The following is a 13,912-nucleotide window of genomic DNA, read 5'->3' on the forward strand; positions in this document are numbered from 1 at the left end:
TAGTATCCGCAGATGCATGCTTGACGGTCCCTCCACCCTGGCTCCTACATACCGCCTAGGAGCCGGGAGGAACATACAAGCCATGCTCGACTGCTTTTCTTACCGAAGCCGAGCATGGCTCGGCTCTACAGAAAGCCAAGGCAGCCGAGCATGGCTCGGCTCTACATGGTCATGTGCAACGGCCTTACGCGTCGCGGTTGCCGCGACGCATCACGCGCTGCTTCTCGATCGCCCAGTCGCGGTCCTTGGCGGCATCGCGCTTGTCGTGGGTCTGCTTGCCCTTGGCCAGCGCGACTTCGAGCTTGATCTTGTTCTTGCTCCAGTACATCGCGGTGGGCACGATCGTGTAGCCATCGCGCTCGACCTTGCCGACCAGCTTGTCGATCTCGCTCCGGTGCAGCAGCAGCTTGCGATCGCGCCGGTCGTTGGCCACGACATGGGTCGAGGCCTGGATCAACGGAGTGATCTGCGCGCCGATCAGGAAGATCTCACCATCCTTCACGTAGGCGTAGGCATCGACGATGTTGCCGCGGCCAGCACGGATCGATTTCACCTCCCAGCCCTGCAGGGCCAGGCCGGCTTCGAAGCGGTCTTCGATGTGGTACTCGTGGCGGGCACGCTTGTTCAACGCGATGGTTTTGTTGGCCGTCGCGCTCTTTGCTTTATCCTTGCCGCTGTTCTTGCTCATTTCCGTATTGTCTCCGATTCGGGCCCGCCCGGTCGATTGCCGAAACGTCCTGTATTCATGCCTACTATCCTCCGCAGCGCCCTGGTCGAACATTCGGCCGCGCGCATGTTCGACCTGGTCAATGATGTCCAGGCCTATCCGCGCCGTTTCCGCTGGTGTTCGGCTGCCCAGATCCTGGAGCAGGGCGAGGACCGGCTGGTAGCACGCCTGGACCTGGGCCTGGGCTCGTTCAGCACCTGGTTCCAGACTGAAAACACCCTGCAGCGCCCGCACAGCATCGATATGCAGCTGCGCGATGGCCCGTTCAAGCAGCTGCACGGCCGCTGGGAGTTCCATGCGCTGGCCGAAGATGCCTGCAAGGTCACCCTGACCCTGGACTTCGAGCCCAGTTCGCGCCTGCTCGGTCCGGCGCTGGCATTGGGCTTCCAGAGCCTGGCCGACCGCATGGTCAACGACTTCATCCGCGTTGCCGACGAGGCCTGAGCGATGATCGAGGTCGAGGTGGTGCTGGCCTGGCCGCAGCGGGTGCTTTCGCGCCGGTTGCAGCTGGACGAGGGCGCGACCGTGGCCGAGGCCATTGCCGCTGCTGCGCTGGAAGGCAGTGCCGACTGCCCGGCGGCGGCCGTGCATGGGCTGCTGGCGCGCCCGCAGCAGGTGCTGCTGGATGGCGACCGCATCGAGCTGCTACGCCCGTTGCAGGCCGACCCCAAGGATAACCGCCGGCGTCGCGCGCTCGGCGGTTGATTCCTGTCGCCCGTCCGCGAGGACGGGCAGGGGGCGTCAGCGACCCTTCTTCTTCTTGTCCTTCGGCAGATTGCGGCCGAACTGGCGCACGGTCTGCTGGGCCAGGGCCTTGTCGTTACCCGGGAAGTAATCGCCTTCCCAGCGGGTCACGTTGTCATTGTCGAAGAACACGGTGAAGTTCTTCACCTCGGTACGGCCCAGGCGGTTCACGCGCTGGCTGGAGGTGTAGTCCCAGCGCTGGGCGTGGAACGGGTCCGGAATGGACGGGGTGCCCAGCAGCGCGGTGACCTGCTGCTTGCTCTGCCCGACCTGCAGCTTGGCCACGGCATCTTCCCGGATCAGGTTGCCCTGATAGATGGGTTGCTTGTAGATGATGCCGCACCCGGTGGTGGACAGGGCGACGGCGGCGACCAACAGGAGATTGCGCATCGGGACTGGCGGTTGGGGAAATCAAACCGATGATACACTCCCGGCGTGCCACCGCGACCCAATCCGAGGCAGCTGGCGCTAAATCGCCAATGAACGGAGACCTATGGAAACCCACGACCTGCGAAAAGTCGGCCTGAAGGTGACCCATCCACGGATGCGGATCCTGGCGCTGCTTGAACAGCGCAATGCCCAGCACCACATGACCGCCGAAGACATCTACCGCCAGCTGCTCGAGCATGGCGACGAGATCGGCCTGGCGACGGTCTACCGGGTGCTGACCCAGTTCGAGGCCGCCGGCCTCGTGCTCAAGCACAATTTCGAAGGCGGCCAGGCCGTCTACGAGCTGGACCGTGGCGGCCACCACGACCACATGGTCGACGTGGACAGCGGCAAGATCATCGAGTTCGAAAGCCACGAGATCGAGGAGCTGCAGCGCAAGATCGCGGCCGACCACGGCTACGAGCTGGAAGAGCATTCGCTGGTGCTGTACGTGCGCAAGAAGCGCAAGTAAGCCGTTCCAGCCAGCTGGATGCGACGAAACCCCGGGCCTGCCCGGGGTTTTTCGTTGCTTACGGCAGATCCACGCCATGCGTGAGGGGCCCCATCAACACCTCCAGATCCACCGCCTCGGCCATGGCCCGGTTACCCGCATCGCCCGGATGCAGGTGGTCGCCGGAGTCGTAGGCGGCGGCCATCCGTGACGGATCGGCCGGGTCGCGCAGCGCCGCATCCAGGTCGATCACCGCATCGAACGGGCTGTCGCTGCGCAGCCAGGCATTGAGCTGTTGGCGCAGTGCCTCCTTCTCCGGCTGGTAGTAGTCGTCCAGCGGCGTGCCGGGCAGGGCGCCGGCGAACGGTGTCAGGGTGGCGCCGAGGATGCGTAGACCCCGCCGATGGGCCTGCTCGGCCAGGGTGCGATACCCCGCCTGCAGTTCGGCCAGCGTGGGCCGGGCCTGGTTCCGGGCGAAGGCGGTGCCGGGCCAGCTGATGTCATTGATGCCGATCAGCACGACTACGCTGACCACGCCTGGTTGATCCAGCACGTCACGCCGGAAGCGGGCCAAGGCGGATTCGCCCATGCCATCGCGCAGCAGCCGCCCCCCGGAAATACCGGCGTTGACCACGGCAACGCCCCGCGGTGCCAGACGCGCCGCCAGATGGTCGGTCCAGCGCTGGTCCTGGTCGAGGCTGGCGGTGGCACCGTCGGTGATCGAGTCGCCGATCACCACCACGCTGCGTGCGCTGGCCGCCGCCTCGACCTCGATGCCAGCCAGGAACAGGCGGGCAGTGGTGCTGCTGGCCCCGCTCAGAGCCTGGGTCTGGCTCTGGTCGCCGGGCGCAATCCAACTGGTCTGCCGACCCTCCCAGTGGAACGTCTTGACGGGAGTCGGTTCCGGCACAAAGACACTGATCTGCAACGCCTGGCGGTCATCCGTGGCCAGTGGCAGCGGATCGCTCAGCCGTTCCTGACCTGGGCCGATCAGCACCCCGGGCTGGCCGTCGAAGCTGAGCGGCTGCGGCATTGCGCCAGCCTGTGCCGCCACGCTTGCCGCCCCGATCCGCAGCGGCTGTCTGCCATAGGCATTGCTCAGCCGCACCCGCAGCCGAGGCCCGCCCAGGCTGATGCGCGCGGTCTGGCGGAAGGTCTGGTCCTGCAGCGTGGCCGGGACCAGGGTCGGGAACAGGAAATCGGCGCCCCAGACCGGTTGCGGACTGGCCTGCCAGCTGGCGACCCAGTGCGGGGCCGGGGCGGCACTGGCTGCGCTGGAGAGGGTGATCAAGGCGGTCGCGGTGAGCTGGCTGAGGCGGTTCATCGGGCAATCCCGGGAGGAGGGAGGGCCATGGTGATTCTCCGTCGATCTGTGAACTAGACTGCGCATGGATAATCATCTGTGAACTGGATTCATCGCCATGGCGCGACCCGACATCAACCGAGCCGGCGAACTGGAAGTGTTCGTGCGGGTGATCGAGACCGGTGGCTTCTCTGCCGCCGCCCGCACCCTGGACATGACGCCGTCGGCAGTCAGCAAGCTGGTGGCCCGGCTGGAGCAACGGCTGGGTACGCGCCTGCTGCAGCGCTCCACCCGCCAGCTGCAGCTGACCCCGGAAGGCTGCGCGTTCTACGAGCGCGGCCTGCGCGTGCTGGCCGACCTGGAGGAGGCCGAGCGCTGCGCCAGCGCCCATGCCGAGCCGCGCGGACGCCTTCGGGTCAATTCCAACGTGCCGTTCGGCCAGCATTTCCTGTTGCCGCTGCTGCCGGCATTCCTGGAGCGCAATCCGCAGGTGGGGGTGGATCTGACCTTGAACGACGAGGTGATCGACCTGCTTGAGCAGCGCACCGACGTGGCGGTGCGGGCCGGCCCGCTGAAGAGTTCCAGCCTGGTGGCGCGACGGCTGGGTGCGACGCGGATGATGATCGTGGCCGCGCCAGCCTACGCGCAGCGGCATGGACTGCCGCGCAACGCTGAGGAGCTGATGTCGCACAACCGTCTGGACATCGGCCATGCGCGTGCGATGCAGGGCTGGCCGCTGCTGCAGGACGGACGCGAGCGGATGGTGCTGCCCAGTGGCAATGCCCGCGCCAGCAATGGCAACGCGCTGCGGCAGCTGGTGCTGGGCGGGTTGGGCATGGCGCGGCTGGCGACCTACCAGGTGCAGGAGGACATCGCCGCCGGACGCCTGCTGCCGGTGCTGGAAGAGGCCAACCCCGGTGACCTGGAAGAGGTGCACGCGGTGTTCCTGGGGCAGGGTGGCTACCTGCCGCTGCGGGTGCGCGCCTTCCTCGATTTCCTGGTGGAAACGGTGGATCTGGCGCGGCCACGGGGGTAGTGCCGGCCGCTGGCCGGCAACCTCATGATCTTCGTTCACCTGTGTTGGGTTGCCGGCCAGCGGCCGGCACTACCGCGCGCGTTGTAGATCCACGCCATGCGTGGATAACCGCGAACAGGCCTCAGACCTGCAGCAGCTTGCGTGCGGCGGCGCGCGCTTCCTTGCTCACTTCCACGCCGCCCAGCATGCGCGCCAGTTCTTCCTCGCGCGCCTTGCTGTCCAGCTTTTCCACTGCGCTCTGGGTCATGCCTTCCACCGGGGCCTTGCTGACCCGGTAATGGGCATGGCCCTTGGAGGCGACCTGCGGCAGGTGGGTCACGCACAGCACCTGGCGCTTCTCGCCGAGCGCGCGCAGCTTCTGGCCGACAATGTCAGCCACTGCACCGCCGATGCCGGAGTCGACCTCGTCGAACACCATGGTCGGCACCGCATCCAGGTCCAGCGCAGCCACTTCAATGGCCAGCGAGATACGTGACAGTTCACCGCCCGAGGCCACCTTGCGCAGTGCGCGCGGCGGCTGGCCGGCGTTGGCGGCGACCAGGAACTCCACGCGCTCCGCACCCTGCGGATCGGGCTTGCCGGCGTCCTGTGGCTCCAGCTCGATCAGGAACTGGCCGCCGCCCATGCCGAGCTCGGCGATGATGCCGGTGGTGGTGGCCGACAGTTCGGCAGCGGCGCTGCGACGGCTGGCGGTCAGCACCTCGGCCTGTACGCACCAGGCGGCGGCGGCCTTGTCGATCTCGCCGGCCAGGCGCTGCAGGCGTTCGTCGGCGCCGCGCAGCTGTTCCACTTCGGCATGCATGCGCTCGCGCTGCGCGCCCAGTTCGTCCATCGGCACGCGGTGCTTGCGGGCCAGGTCGTGCAGGCGGCCGAGGCGGCGCTCGTTCTCCTCGAACTGTTCCGGGTCGGCGTCGAGGTCGTCATGCACACGGTCCAGCAGCGACAGGGCTTCGTGCAGCTGGATCGAGGCGTTCTCGATCAGGCCGTCCACCTCGCCCAGGCGCGGGTCGTGTTCGATCAGGCGCGACAGCTCGTGGCGCACCTGCTGCAGCAGGTCCAGCGCGGAACTGCCGTCGTCGCCATTGAGCTGGTTGCTGGCCGCCTGGCAGGCGCTCAGCAGGGCGCTGGCGTGGGCCTGGCGGCGGTGGCTGGCACCGAGTGCGACGATCGACTCCGGTTCCAGATCTTCGCGGTCCAGTTCGCGCAGCTGGTGCTCCAGGAAGCCGATCCGGTCACTGACGTCGCCCTGTTGCGACAGCGCCAGCGATTCATCGACCAGAGCCTGCCAGGCCGCGGCGGCGCGGCGCACCTGGCGGCGCTCGTTCTCGTTGCCGGCATAAGCGTCCAGCAGGGCCAGCTGCGACGGGCGCGTCAGCAGGGCCTGCTGTTCGTGCTGGCCATGGATCTCCACCAGCAACGAGGCCAGGTCGCCCAGCTGGGCCAGGGTCACCGGGCGGCCATTGATCCACGCCCGCGAACCGCCATCGGCGCGGATCACGCGGCGCAGCTGGCACTGTTCCTCGTCGTCCAGCTCGTTGTCGGCCAGCCACTGGCGCGCGGCCTGCAGCTGGTCCAGCGCGAATTCGGCGGAAAGTTCGGCGCGCGCAGCGCCGTGGCGGACCACGCCACTGTCGGCGCGCAGGCCGGACAGGAAGCCCAGCGCGTCGACCATCAGCGACTTGCCGGCGCCGGTCTCGCCTGAAACCACGGTCATGCCTGGCCCGAACTCCAGTTCGGTGGCGCGGACGACGGCAAAATCCTTGATCGAAAGATGTCTGAGCATGGGTAAGGGGGTATCAGCAGCCGCGCAACGCTAGCACGCGGGCGAGGGAGGTCCAATGACTTGCCAAGGTGATGCGCCGCCATTATCTAGTGTCCGTGTCTCACAGGTTGATTCCATGCACGGTTCTCCCGACCAGCTTGCCCCGCGTGCGCGCCATCTGCTGCGCACGCTGATCGCGCGTTACATCCAGGACGGCGAGCCGGTCGGCTCGCAGACGCTGGCGCGTGTGGCTGGCCTGGAGGTCAGCCCGGCCACCATCCGCAACATCCTTGGCGACCTTGAAGACCTGGGGCTGCTGGCGTCGCCGCATACCTCGGCCGGGCGCATCCCGACCGCGCATGGCTACCGGGTGTTCGTCGACAGCCTGCTGCAGATGCAGCCGCCGGGCGAGGGCGAGCTGGCCCGTCTGCGTCAGGAGCTGGCCAGCGGCGGCAGCACCCAGGCCCTGCTCGGCAGCGCCTCGGAGCTGCTGTCGGCGATGAGTCACTTCGTCGGCGTGGTCAGCGCGCCACGGCGCGAGCAGTTCGCCTTCCGACAGATCGATTTCGTGGCGCTGGACGGGCGCCGGGTGCTGGCGATCCTGGTGTTCGCCGACAACGAGGTGCAGAACCGGGTCATCGAGACCCGTCAGGACTTCGCGCCAGGCCAGCTGGAGCAGGTCGCCAACTACCTCAATGCCCATTTCGCTGGCCTGCCGATGGCCGAGATCCGCACCCGCCTGCTGCTGGAGCTGCGCGATGCCCGTTCCGAGCTGGAGCAGCTGCTGGCGCACAGCATCGAACTGGCCGAGCAGGCCCTGCAGCCGGCCGCCGACGACATGCTGGTGGCCGGCCAGACCCGCCTGATGGGGGTGCAGGACCTGTCGGACCTGGAGCGCCTGCGCGAACTGTTCGAGCTGTTCTCCAGCAAGCGCGAGATCCTGCAGCTGCTGGAGCGGACCATCCAGGCCCCGGGGGTGCGCATCTTCATTGGCGAGGAGACCGGGATGATGCCGTTGCAGGGGGTCTCGCTGGTCACCGCCCCGTACACCGCCAATGGCCAGGTACTGGGCGTGCTGGGCGTGATCGGCCCCAAGCGGATGGCCTACGACCGCATGATTCCGCTGGTCCAGGCCACCGCCGATGTGCTCGGCGCGGCCTTTTCACCGGCCGGGCGCACTCCCGGAACATCCGACGCTTGAAACGCAGCATCCCGCCCACACTAGGGTGGGTGGAGGCGGAGATTGACCGCCAGGGACCCAGACATGAACCACGAACATCCAGATATCGAATCCCAGCAGACGGCCGCCGATGCGGCCGCCGCCGCCGGCGTCAACGACGAAGTGGAGCGCCTGCGCGCCGAAGTCGAGCAGATCAAGGCCGATGCGCTGCGTGAGCGCGCCGACCTCGAGAACCAGCGCAAGCGCGTTGCCCGTGACATCGAGCAGGCCCGCAAGTTCGCCAACGAGAAGCTGCTGGGCGAGCTGCTGCCGGTGTTCGACAGCCTGGATGCCGGCCTGAAGGCCGCGGGCGACGACCCGCATCCGCTGCGCGAAGGCCTGGAGCTGACCTACAAGCAGCTGCTGAAGGTCGCCGCCGACAATGGCCTGGTCCTGCTGGACCCGATCGGCCAGCCGTTCAACCCGGAACACCACCAGGCGATCAGCCAGGTGCCGACCCCGGGCGCCGCCCCGGGCAGCGTGGTGACCGTGTTCCAGAAGGGCTACCTGCTCAACGAGCGCCTGCTGCGGCCGGCGCTGGTGGTGGTGGCCGCCGATTGATCGGCCGGGCCGGGCGATGCCCGGTCCCGGTCGTGCCAGGCCATGCCCGGCAAGGTTTTCCAGGCGCTGAACACAGCGTTCGGGAGATGGCTTGAATGTTCCACGAGCCTCCCCCACATCGTATTCATCCACCGGCCGAACGGCCGGACTGACCCCAACAAGCATCCTCAGGAGTCTCCCCCATGGGCAAGATCATTGGTATCGACCTCGGCACCACCAACTCGTGCGTGGCGATCATGGACGGCGGCAAGGCCCGCGTCATCGAGAATTCGGAAGGCGATCGCACCACCCCGTCGATCGTCGCCTACACCAAGGACGGCGAAGTCCTGGTGGGCGCCTCGGCCAAGCGCCAGGCCGTGACCAACCCGAAGAACACCTTCTATGCGGTGAAGCGCCTGATCGGCCGCAAGTTCACCGACGCCGAAGTGCAGAAGGACATCGCCCACGTCCCGTACGGCATCCTGGCCCATGACAATGGCGACGCCTGGGTGTCGACCAGCGATGGCAAGAAGATGGCCCCGCAGGAAATCTCGGCCAAGGTGCTGGAGAAGATGAAGAAGACCGCCGAGGACTTCCTCGGTGAGAAGGTCACCGAAGCGGTCATCACCGTGCCGGCCTACTTCAACGACAGCCAGCGCCAGGCGACCAAGGACGCCGGCCGCATCGCCGGCCTTGACGTCAAGCGCATCATCAACGAGCCGACCGCGGCCGCGCTGGCCTATGGCCTGGACAAGGGCGACAACAAGGATCGCAAGATCGTGGTGTACGACCTGGGCGGCGGCACCTTCGACGTCTCGGTGATCGAGATCGCCAACGTCGACGGCGAGAAGCAGTTCGAAGTGCTGGCGACCAACGGTGACACCTTCCTGGGCGGCGAAGACTTCGACAACCGCGTCATCGAGTACCTGGTTGAAGAGTTCAACAAGGACCAGGGCATCGACCTGCGCAAGGATCCGCTGGCCCTGCAGCGCCTGAAGGACGCCGCCGAGCGCGCCAAGATCGAGCTGTCCAGCGCCCAGCAGACCGAAGTGAACCTGCCGTACGTCACCGCTGACGCCTCGGGTCCGAAGCACCTGAACATCAAGCTGACCCGCGCCAAGCTGGAAGCGCTGGTGGAAGACCTGATCAAGAAGTCGATCGAGCCGTGCCGCGTTGCCCTGAACGATGCCGGCCTGCGTTCGAGCGACATCAGCGAAGTGATCCTGGTCGGTGGCCAGACCCGCATGCCGAAGGTGCAGCAGGCGGTGACCGAGTTCTTCGGCAAGGAACCGCGCAAGGACGTCAACCCGGACGAAGCCGTGGCACTGGGTGCTGCGATCCAGGGCGGCGTGCTGGGCGGCGACGTCAAGGACGTGCTGCTGCTGGACGTGACCCCGCTGTCGCTGGGTATCGAAACCATGGGCGGCGTGTTCACCAAGATCATCGAGAAGAACACCACCATCCCGACCAAGGCTTCGCAGGTGTTCTCCACCGCCGAGGACAACCAGTCGGCCGTGACCGTGCACGTGCTGCAGGGTGAGCGCGAACAGGCCCGCTTCAACAAGTCGCTGGCCAAGTTCGACCTGTCCGGCATCGAGCCGGCCCCGCGCGGCCTGCCGCAGGTGGAAGTGTCCTTCGACATTGACGCCAACGGCATCCTGCACGTGTCGGCCAAGGACAAGAAGACCAACAAGGAACAGAAGGTCGAGATCAAGGCCGGTTCGGGCCTGTCCGAGGAAGAGATCGCGCGCATGGTTGCCGACGCGGAAGCCAACCGCGAAGAAGACAAGAAGTTCCAGGAACTGGTGCAGGCCCGCAACCAGGCCGACGCCCTGATCCATGGCACCCGCAGCGCCATCACCGAGCACGGCAGCAAGGTCGGCGGCGATGTCATCGGCAAGGTCGAGGCGGCGCTGGCCGACCTGGAAACCGCGATGAAGGGTGACGACAAGGCACAGATCGAAGCCAAGTCGAAGGCACTGGAAGAAGCCGGCCAGTCGCTGTTTGCCGCCGCTTCGGCCGACCAGGGCGGTGCCGCCCCGGGTGCCGACGCCGGCAATGCGGGCAAGCCGCAGGATGACGTGGTGGACGCCGAGTTCACCGAAGTCAAGGACGACAAGAAGTCCTGATCCGGACCGACACGGGACGCTGGCCATCAGCGTCCCGTTGTCGCATCAGGGTCCTGACCGCCCACCGGTGTGTCGGGGCGCCCGACGCAAGAGCGGACCTGGTTCCGCTCTTCCGCTTTGACGAATCCCGACTTTCCGGAACCCGATTCACGATATGAGCAAGCGCGATTACTACGAAGTGCTGGGCGTTGCCCGCACCGCCAACGACGAAGAGCTGAAGAAGGCCTACCGTCGATGCGCGATGAAATTCCACCCGGACCGCAATCCGGGTGATGCGGCGGCCGAAGCCTCCTTCAAGGAGTGCAAGGAAGCCTACGAAGTGCTGTCCGACGGCAACAAGCGCCGCATGTACGACAGCCATGGCCACGCCGCGTTCGAGCACGGCATGGGCGGTGGCGGTCCGGGCGGCCCGGACATGAACGATATCTTCGGCGATATCTTCGGCAACATCTTTGGCGGTGGTGGCGGTGGTCCGCGCCAGGCCCGTCGCGGCGCCGACATCGGCTACGTGATGGAACTGGACCTGGAAGAGGCCGTGCGCGGCGTCGAGCGCCGGATCGAGATCCCGACCCTGGCCGAGTGCGGCGACTGCGATGGCAGTGGCTCCGAAGACGGCAAGGTCGAGACCTGCAATGTGTGTCATGGCCGCGGCCAGGTGCGCATCCAGCGTGGCATCTTCGCCATGCAGCAGGCCTGCCACAACTGCGGCGGCCGCGGCCAGATCATCGCCAAGCCCTGCAAGACCTGCCACGGCAATGGCCGTGTCGAGGAAGACAAGGTGCTGTCGGTGAAGGTGCCGGCGGGCGTCGATACCGGCGACCGCATCCGCCTGCAGGGCGAAGGCGAGGCCGGTCCGGCCGGTACGCCGCCGGGCGACCTGTACGTGGAAGTGCGCGTGCGCGAGCATGCGATCTTCCAGCGCGATGGCGACGACCTGCACTGCGAAGTGCCGATCCGCATCTCGCAGGCGGCACTGGGTGACACCGTGCGCGTGGCCACCCTGGGCGGCGAAGCGGAGATCCGCATTCCGGCCGAGACCCAGACCGGCAAGCTGTTCCGCCTGCGTGGCAAGGGCGTGCGTTCGGTGCGCAGCCGCAGCGAAGGCGACCTGTACTGCCGTGTGGTGGTGGAGACCCCGGTCAACCTCACCAACGAACAGCGCAAGCTGCTGGAGCAGTTCGAAGCCACCTTCGTCGGCGAGGAAGCGCGCAAGCATTCGCCGAAGTCGGCCACCTTCATGGATGGCGTGAAGGGCTTCTGGGACCGGATGACGTCCTGAGTTTTCAACGCAAACGTTGAACGGCAGCGCCGGGCCATGCCCGGCGTTTTCGTTTGCGGTCAGCGGAAAAACGCCGCCGGCGTCTGCCCCAGCTGCCGCTTGAACATGCTGGTGAACGCGCTGGGGCTGTCGTAACCCATCGCCAGCGCGACATCGATGACCTTGTCGCCGACCGCCAGTCGCTCCAGGGCGGCCAGCAGCCGCGCCTGCTGCCGCCACTGCCCGAAGGTCATGCCCAGTTCGCTGGCGAAATGGCGCTGGATGGTTTTCACGTCCACCTGCAGCGCCTGCGCCCAGTCCTGCAGGGTGGCGTCGTCGCCGGGGTGTTTCTGGATGTGCTGGCAGATCCGCTGCAGGCGCGGGTCGGTGGGCGAGGGCAGGTGCAGCGGCAGCACGTCCATGCGGTGCAGCTCGTCCAGCAGCAGGCGCACCACGCGGCCGTCGCGGCTGTCATCCACATGCGCGGTCTCGATCAGGCTGGCGGCGAGCAGCAGCTCGCGCAGCAGCGGCGCTACCTGTACCGCGAACGCCTCGTCCGGCAGCTGCGGCGCGAAATCCGGTTCCACGTACAGGCTGCGCATATGCACCTCAGCGATGCAGTCCACCGCATGGGCCATGCCGGCCGGCACCCAGATCGCGCGGGTCGAGGGTACGACCCAGCGGCCGCCGTCCGCACGCACCACCATCAGTCCGGACATGGCGAACACCAGCTGGTGACGGCGATGCCGGTGGGGCGCGATGTGGGTGCCGGGTTTGTAGTGGCGGGCGCGGCAGGTCACCGGGCGGTGTACCGGAACCTCGTTCCACGGCGCAGTCTCGCGGACCGGGCAGGGAGTGTCCTTTTTGCGATATGCCATGACCCGAACGCGGCAGAAGGGAGGAGGAGGCCACCGTAGCATGCGTGGCTCGCCCCCAACCTGACTGTGTCCATGTCGACCCTGGCTTCTCCCGCAACGACCTCACGCCCGGTGGCCCCCGGCGTGCTGGCCGCCATTTCCACCTCGCATGTCGTCAACGACATGATGCAGTCGCTGATCCTGGCCATCTATCCGGTGATCAAGGGCGGCTTCAATCTCAGCTTCACCCAGATCGGTCTGATCACCCTGACCTACCAGCTTACCGCCTCGATCTTCCAGCCGTTGATCGGCATGGCCACCGACCGTCGCCCTGCACCGTACTCGCTGCCGATCGGCATGGCCTCGACCCTGTGCGGCATGCTGCTGCTCGGCTTCGCACCGAACTACGCGGTGGTGCTGATGGCGGCGGCGATGGTCGGTATTGGCTCGGCCATCTTCCATCCGGAAGCCTCGCGCATCGCGCGACTGGCCTCGGGCGGCCGTCACGGCTTCGCGCAGTCGGTGTTCCAGGTGGGTGGCAATTTCGGAACAGCGCTTGGCCCGTTGATCGCCGCCGCAGTGATCGTGCCGTATGGCCAGCACGCCGCATCGTGGTTTGCCGGTGCTGCCCTGATCGGCATCGCATTGCTGACCTATGTCGGGCGCTGGTACGCGCTGCATCTGGGCGCGCCTCGACCGGTCAGCACGGCTGCGATGGCGCCGCGGCATCCGCCGCACACCGTGGCCAAGGTGCTGGCGATCCTGCTGGTGCTGATCTTCAGCAAGTACTTCTACATGGCCAGCATCGGCAGCTACTTCACCTTCTACCTGATCCACCACTTCGGCATTCCGGTAGCGCAGGCCCAGCTGCACCTGTTCGCGTTCCTGGTGGCGTCCGCCGCCGGCGGCTTCCTCGGCGGCCCGCTGGGTGATCGCATCGGCCGCAAGCCGATCATCTGGACTTCGATCCTGGGCGTGGCCCCGTTCGCACTGATGCTGCCACATGCCGATCTGCTGTGGACGACCGTGCTGGCGGTGCTGATCGGCTTCGTGCTGTCCTCGGCGTTCTCAGCGATCGTGGTGTACGCGCAGGAGATGATGCCGCACCGCATCGGCATGGTGTCCGGCCTGTTCTTCGGCTTCGCCTTCGGCATGGGCGGGCTTGGGGCGGCTGTGCTGGGCCTGCTGGCGGACAAGACCAGCATCGAATACGTCTACCAGTTGACCGCGTTCCTGCCGCTGCTGGGCATCGTGGCGGCGTGGCTGCCACCGTCGCGGCCTGCTGCTCACTGAGGGGGTGGGGTTTGCAGGGCTTGCAGCCCTGCACCTGCCGAAGCCAAGGCAACGTCAACGTCAACAGCAGAAGCGGGCTATCCGTGGTTGGCGGGGTGGGTCCGGTTGAGGGGGACGCTGCAAGTCCCCCTCCGGGGCCCGGCCCAGCCGCTGGCGGCTGTGCG

At 66.9% G+C, this 13,912-nt stretch carries 14 protein-coding genes; 9 read left to right on the plus strand and 5 right to left on the minus strand.

Annotated features, from left to right (window positions below; genetic code table 11):
• Positions 1–184: 184 nt before the first annotated feature.
• Positions 185–688 (minus strand): SsrA-binding protein SmpB, encoded by a 504-nt coding sequence (gene smpB, locus QRO95_RS23145; RefSeq protein WP_010484447.1) that lies wholly within the window; start codon positions 686–688, stop codon positions 185–187.
• A gap of 57 nt (positions 689–745) precedes the next feature.
• Between smpB and QRO95_RS23150 the strand changes: the two genes are divergently transcribed.
• A complete protein-coding gene (locus QRO95_RS23150) occupies positions 746–1,171 on the plus strand; it encodes a type II toxin-antitoxin system RatA family toxin (RefSeq protein WP_285303578.1) in 426 nt (141 codons plus the stop codon).
• 3 nt (positions 1,172–1,174) lie between these two features.
• The gene (locus QRO95_RS23155) at positions 1,175–1,432 is read left to right on the plus strand and encodes an RnfH family protein (protein WP_032128285.1); all 258 of its coding nucleotides are present in this window, start codon (positions 1,175–1,177) and stop codon (positions 1,430–1,432) included.
• Positions 1,433–1,468: 36 nt separating this feature from the next.
• Here QRO95_RS23155 and QRO95_RS23160 read toward each other — a convergent pair whose 3' ends face one another.
• Positions 1,469–1,861: an outer membrane protein assembly factor BamE gene (locus QRO95_RS23160; protein ID WP_010484453.1), complete on the minus strand. Its 393-nt coding sequence runs from the start codon at positions 1,859–1,861 to the stop codon at positions 1,469–1,471.
• Between the two features lie 103 nt (positions 1,862–1,964).
• Here QRO95_RS23160 and fur point away from each other — a divergent pair, with 103 nt between their 5' ends.
• Positions 1,965–2,372, plus strand: coding sequence for a ferric iron uptake transcriptional regulator (fur, locus tag QRO95_RS23165; protein WP_005409235.1), 408 nt, complete (start codon positions 1,965–1,967; stop codon positions 2,370–2,372).
• A gap of 58 nt (positions 2,373–2,430) precedes the next feature.
• Here fur and QRO95_RS23170 read toward each other — a convergent pair whose 3' ends face one another.
• A complete protein-coding gene (locus tag QRO95_RS23170; protein ID WP_285303579.1) occupies positions 2,431–3,675 on the minus strand; it encodes an SGNH/GDSL hydrolase family protein in 1,245 nt (414 codons plus the stop codon).
• Positions 3,676–3,772: 97 nt separating this feature from the next.
• On the opposite strand from QRO95_RS23170, the gene QRO95_RS23175 reads away from it, so the two are divergent.
• Positions 3,773–4,690, plus strand: coding sequence for a LysR family transcriptional regulator (locus QRO95_RS23175; RefSeq protein WP_285303580.1), 918 nt, complete (start codon positions 3,773–3,775; stop codon positions 4,688–4,690).
• 121 nt (positions 4,691–4,811) lie between these two features.
• Here QRO95_RS23175 and recN read toward each other — a convergent pair whose 3' ends face one another.
• Positions 4,812–6,473 carry a DNA repair protein RecN gene (gene recN, locus QRO95_RS23180; RefSeq protein WP_285303581.1) on the minus strand — a complete coding sequence of 554 codons (1,662 nt, stop codon included), beginning with the start codon at positions 6,471–6,473 and terminating at the stop codon, positions 4,812–4,814.
• Positions 6,474–6,588: 115 nt separating this feature from the next.
• Here recN and hrcA point away from each other — a divergent pair, with 115 nt between their 5' ends.
• The 4 genes from hrcA to dnaJ all read left to right on the plus strand — a co-directional run bounded on the left by hrcA (position 6,589) and on the right by dnaJ (position 11,619).
• Positions 6,589–7,653 (plus strand): heat-inducible transcriptional repressor HrcA, encoded by a 1,065-nt coding sequence (gene hrcA, locus QRO95_RS23185; RefSeq protein WP_032128289.1) that lies wholly within the window; start codon positions 6,589–6,591, stop codon positions 7,651–7,653.
• A 63-nt stretch (positions 7,654–7,716) separates the two neighbouring features.
• On the plus strand, positions 7,717–8,232 hold the full coding sequence (gene grpE, locus QRO95_RS23190; RefSeq protein ID WP_032128290.1) for a nucleotide exchange factor GrpE: 516 nt from the start codon (positions 7,717–7,719) through the stop codon (positions 8,230–8,232).
• Positions 8,233–8,414: 182 nt separating this feature from the next.
• Positions 8,415–10,340: a molecular chaperone DnaK gene (gene dnaK, locus QRO95_RS23195; RefSeq protein ID WP_032128291.1), complete on the plus strand. Its 1,926-nt coding sequence runs from the start codon at positions 8,415–8,417 to the stop codon at positions 10,338–10,340.
• A gap of 154 nt (positions 10,341–10,494) precedes the next feature.
• The gene (gene dnaJ / locus QRO95_RS23200) at positions 10,495–11,619 is read left to right on the plus strand and encodes a molecular chaperone DnaJ (protein WP_032128292.1); all 1,125 of its coding nucleotides are present in this window, start codon (positions 10,495–10,497) and stop codon (positions 11,617–11,619) included.
• A 59-nt stretch (positions 11,620–11,678) separates the two neighbouring features.
• On the opposite strand, the gene QRO95_RS23205 is transcribed toward dnaJ, so the two are convergent.
• Complete coding sequence (locus tag QRO95_RS23205) at positions 11,679–12,476, minus strand: helix-turn-helix domain-containing protein (protein ID WP_164162774.1); 798 nt, start codon at positions 12,474–12,476, stop codon at positions 11,679–11,681.
• A gap of 72 nt (positions 12,477–12,548) precedes the next feature.
• Here QRO95_RS23205 and QRO95_RS23210 point away from each other — a divergent pair, with 72 nt between their 5' ends.
• A complete protein-coding gene (locus QRO95_RS23210) occupies positions 12,549–13,748 on the plus strand; it encodes an MFS transporter (RefSeq protein ID WP_285303582.1) in 1,200 nt (399 codons plus the stop codon).
• Positions 13,749–13,912: the final 164 nt, after the last annotated feature.

The sequence above is a fragment of the Stenotrophomonas maltophilia group sp. Smal13 genome, from assembly GCF_030236855.1.
GTDB classification, from domain to species: Bacteria; Pseudomonadota; Gammaproteobacteria; order Xanthomonadales; family Xanthomonadaceae; genus Stenotrophomonas; species Stenotrophomonas maltophilia_A.

Excerpts from the sequence above, each read along its gene's own strand:
- smpB (WP_010484447.1), bottom strand. The coding sequence starts at position 688 with ATGAGCAAGAACAGCGGCAAGGATAAAGCAAAGAGCGCGACGGCCAAC.
- QRO95_RS23150 (WP_285303578.1), top strand. The coding sequence starts at position 746 with ATGCCTACTATCCTCCGCAGCGCCCTGGTCGAACATTCGGCCGCGCGC.
- QRO95_RS23155 (WP_032128285.1), top strand. The coding sequence starts at position 1,175 with ATGATCGAGGTCGAGGTGGTGCTGGCCTGGCCGCAGCGGGTGCTTTCG.
- QRO95_RS23160 (WP_010484453.1), bottom strand. The coding sequence starts at position 1,861 with ATGCGCAATCTCCTGTTGGTCGCCGCCGTCGCCCTGTCCACCACCGGG.
- fur (WP_005409235.1), top strand. The coding sequence starts at position 1,965 with ATGGAAACCCACGACCTGCGAAAAGTCGGCCTGAAGGTGACCCATCCA.
- QRO95_RS23170 (WP_285303579.1), bottom strand. The coding sequence starts at position 3,675 with ATGAACCGCCTCAGCCAGCTCACCGCGACCGCCTTGATCACCCTCTCC.
- QRO95_RS23175 (WP_285303580.1), top strand. The coding sequence starts at position 3,773 with ATGGCGCGACCCGACATCAACCGAGCCGGCGAACTGGAAGTGTTCGTG.
- recN (WP_285303581.1), bottom strand. The coding sequence starts at position 6,473 with ATGCTCAGACATCTTTCGATCAAGGATTTTGCCGTCGTCCGCGCCACC.
- hrcA (WP_032128289.1), top strand. The coding sequence starts at position 6,589 with ATGCACGGTTCTCCCGACCAGCTTGCCCCGCGTGCGCGCCATCTGCTG.
- grpE (WP_032128290.1), top strand. The coding sequence starts at position 7,717 with ATGAACCACGAACATCCAGATATCGAATCCCAGCAGACGGCCGCCGAT.
- dnaK (WP_032128291.1), top strand. The coding sequence starts at position 8,415 with ATGGGCAAGATCATTGGTATCGACCTCGGCACCACCAACTCGTGCGTG.
- dnaJ (WP_032128292.1), top strand. The coding sequence starts at position 10,495 with ATGAGCAAGCGCGATTACTACGAAGTGCTGGGCGTTGCCCGCACCGCC.
- QRO95_RS23205 (WP_164162774.1), bottom strand. The coding sequence starts at position 12,476 with ATGGCATATCGCAAAAAGGACACTCCCTGCCCGGTCCGCGAGACTGCG.
- QRO95_RS23210 (WP_285303582.1), top strand. The coding sequence starts at position 12,549 with ATGTCGACCCTGGCTTCTCCCGCAACGACCTCACGCCCGGTGGCCCCC.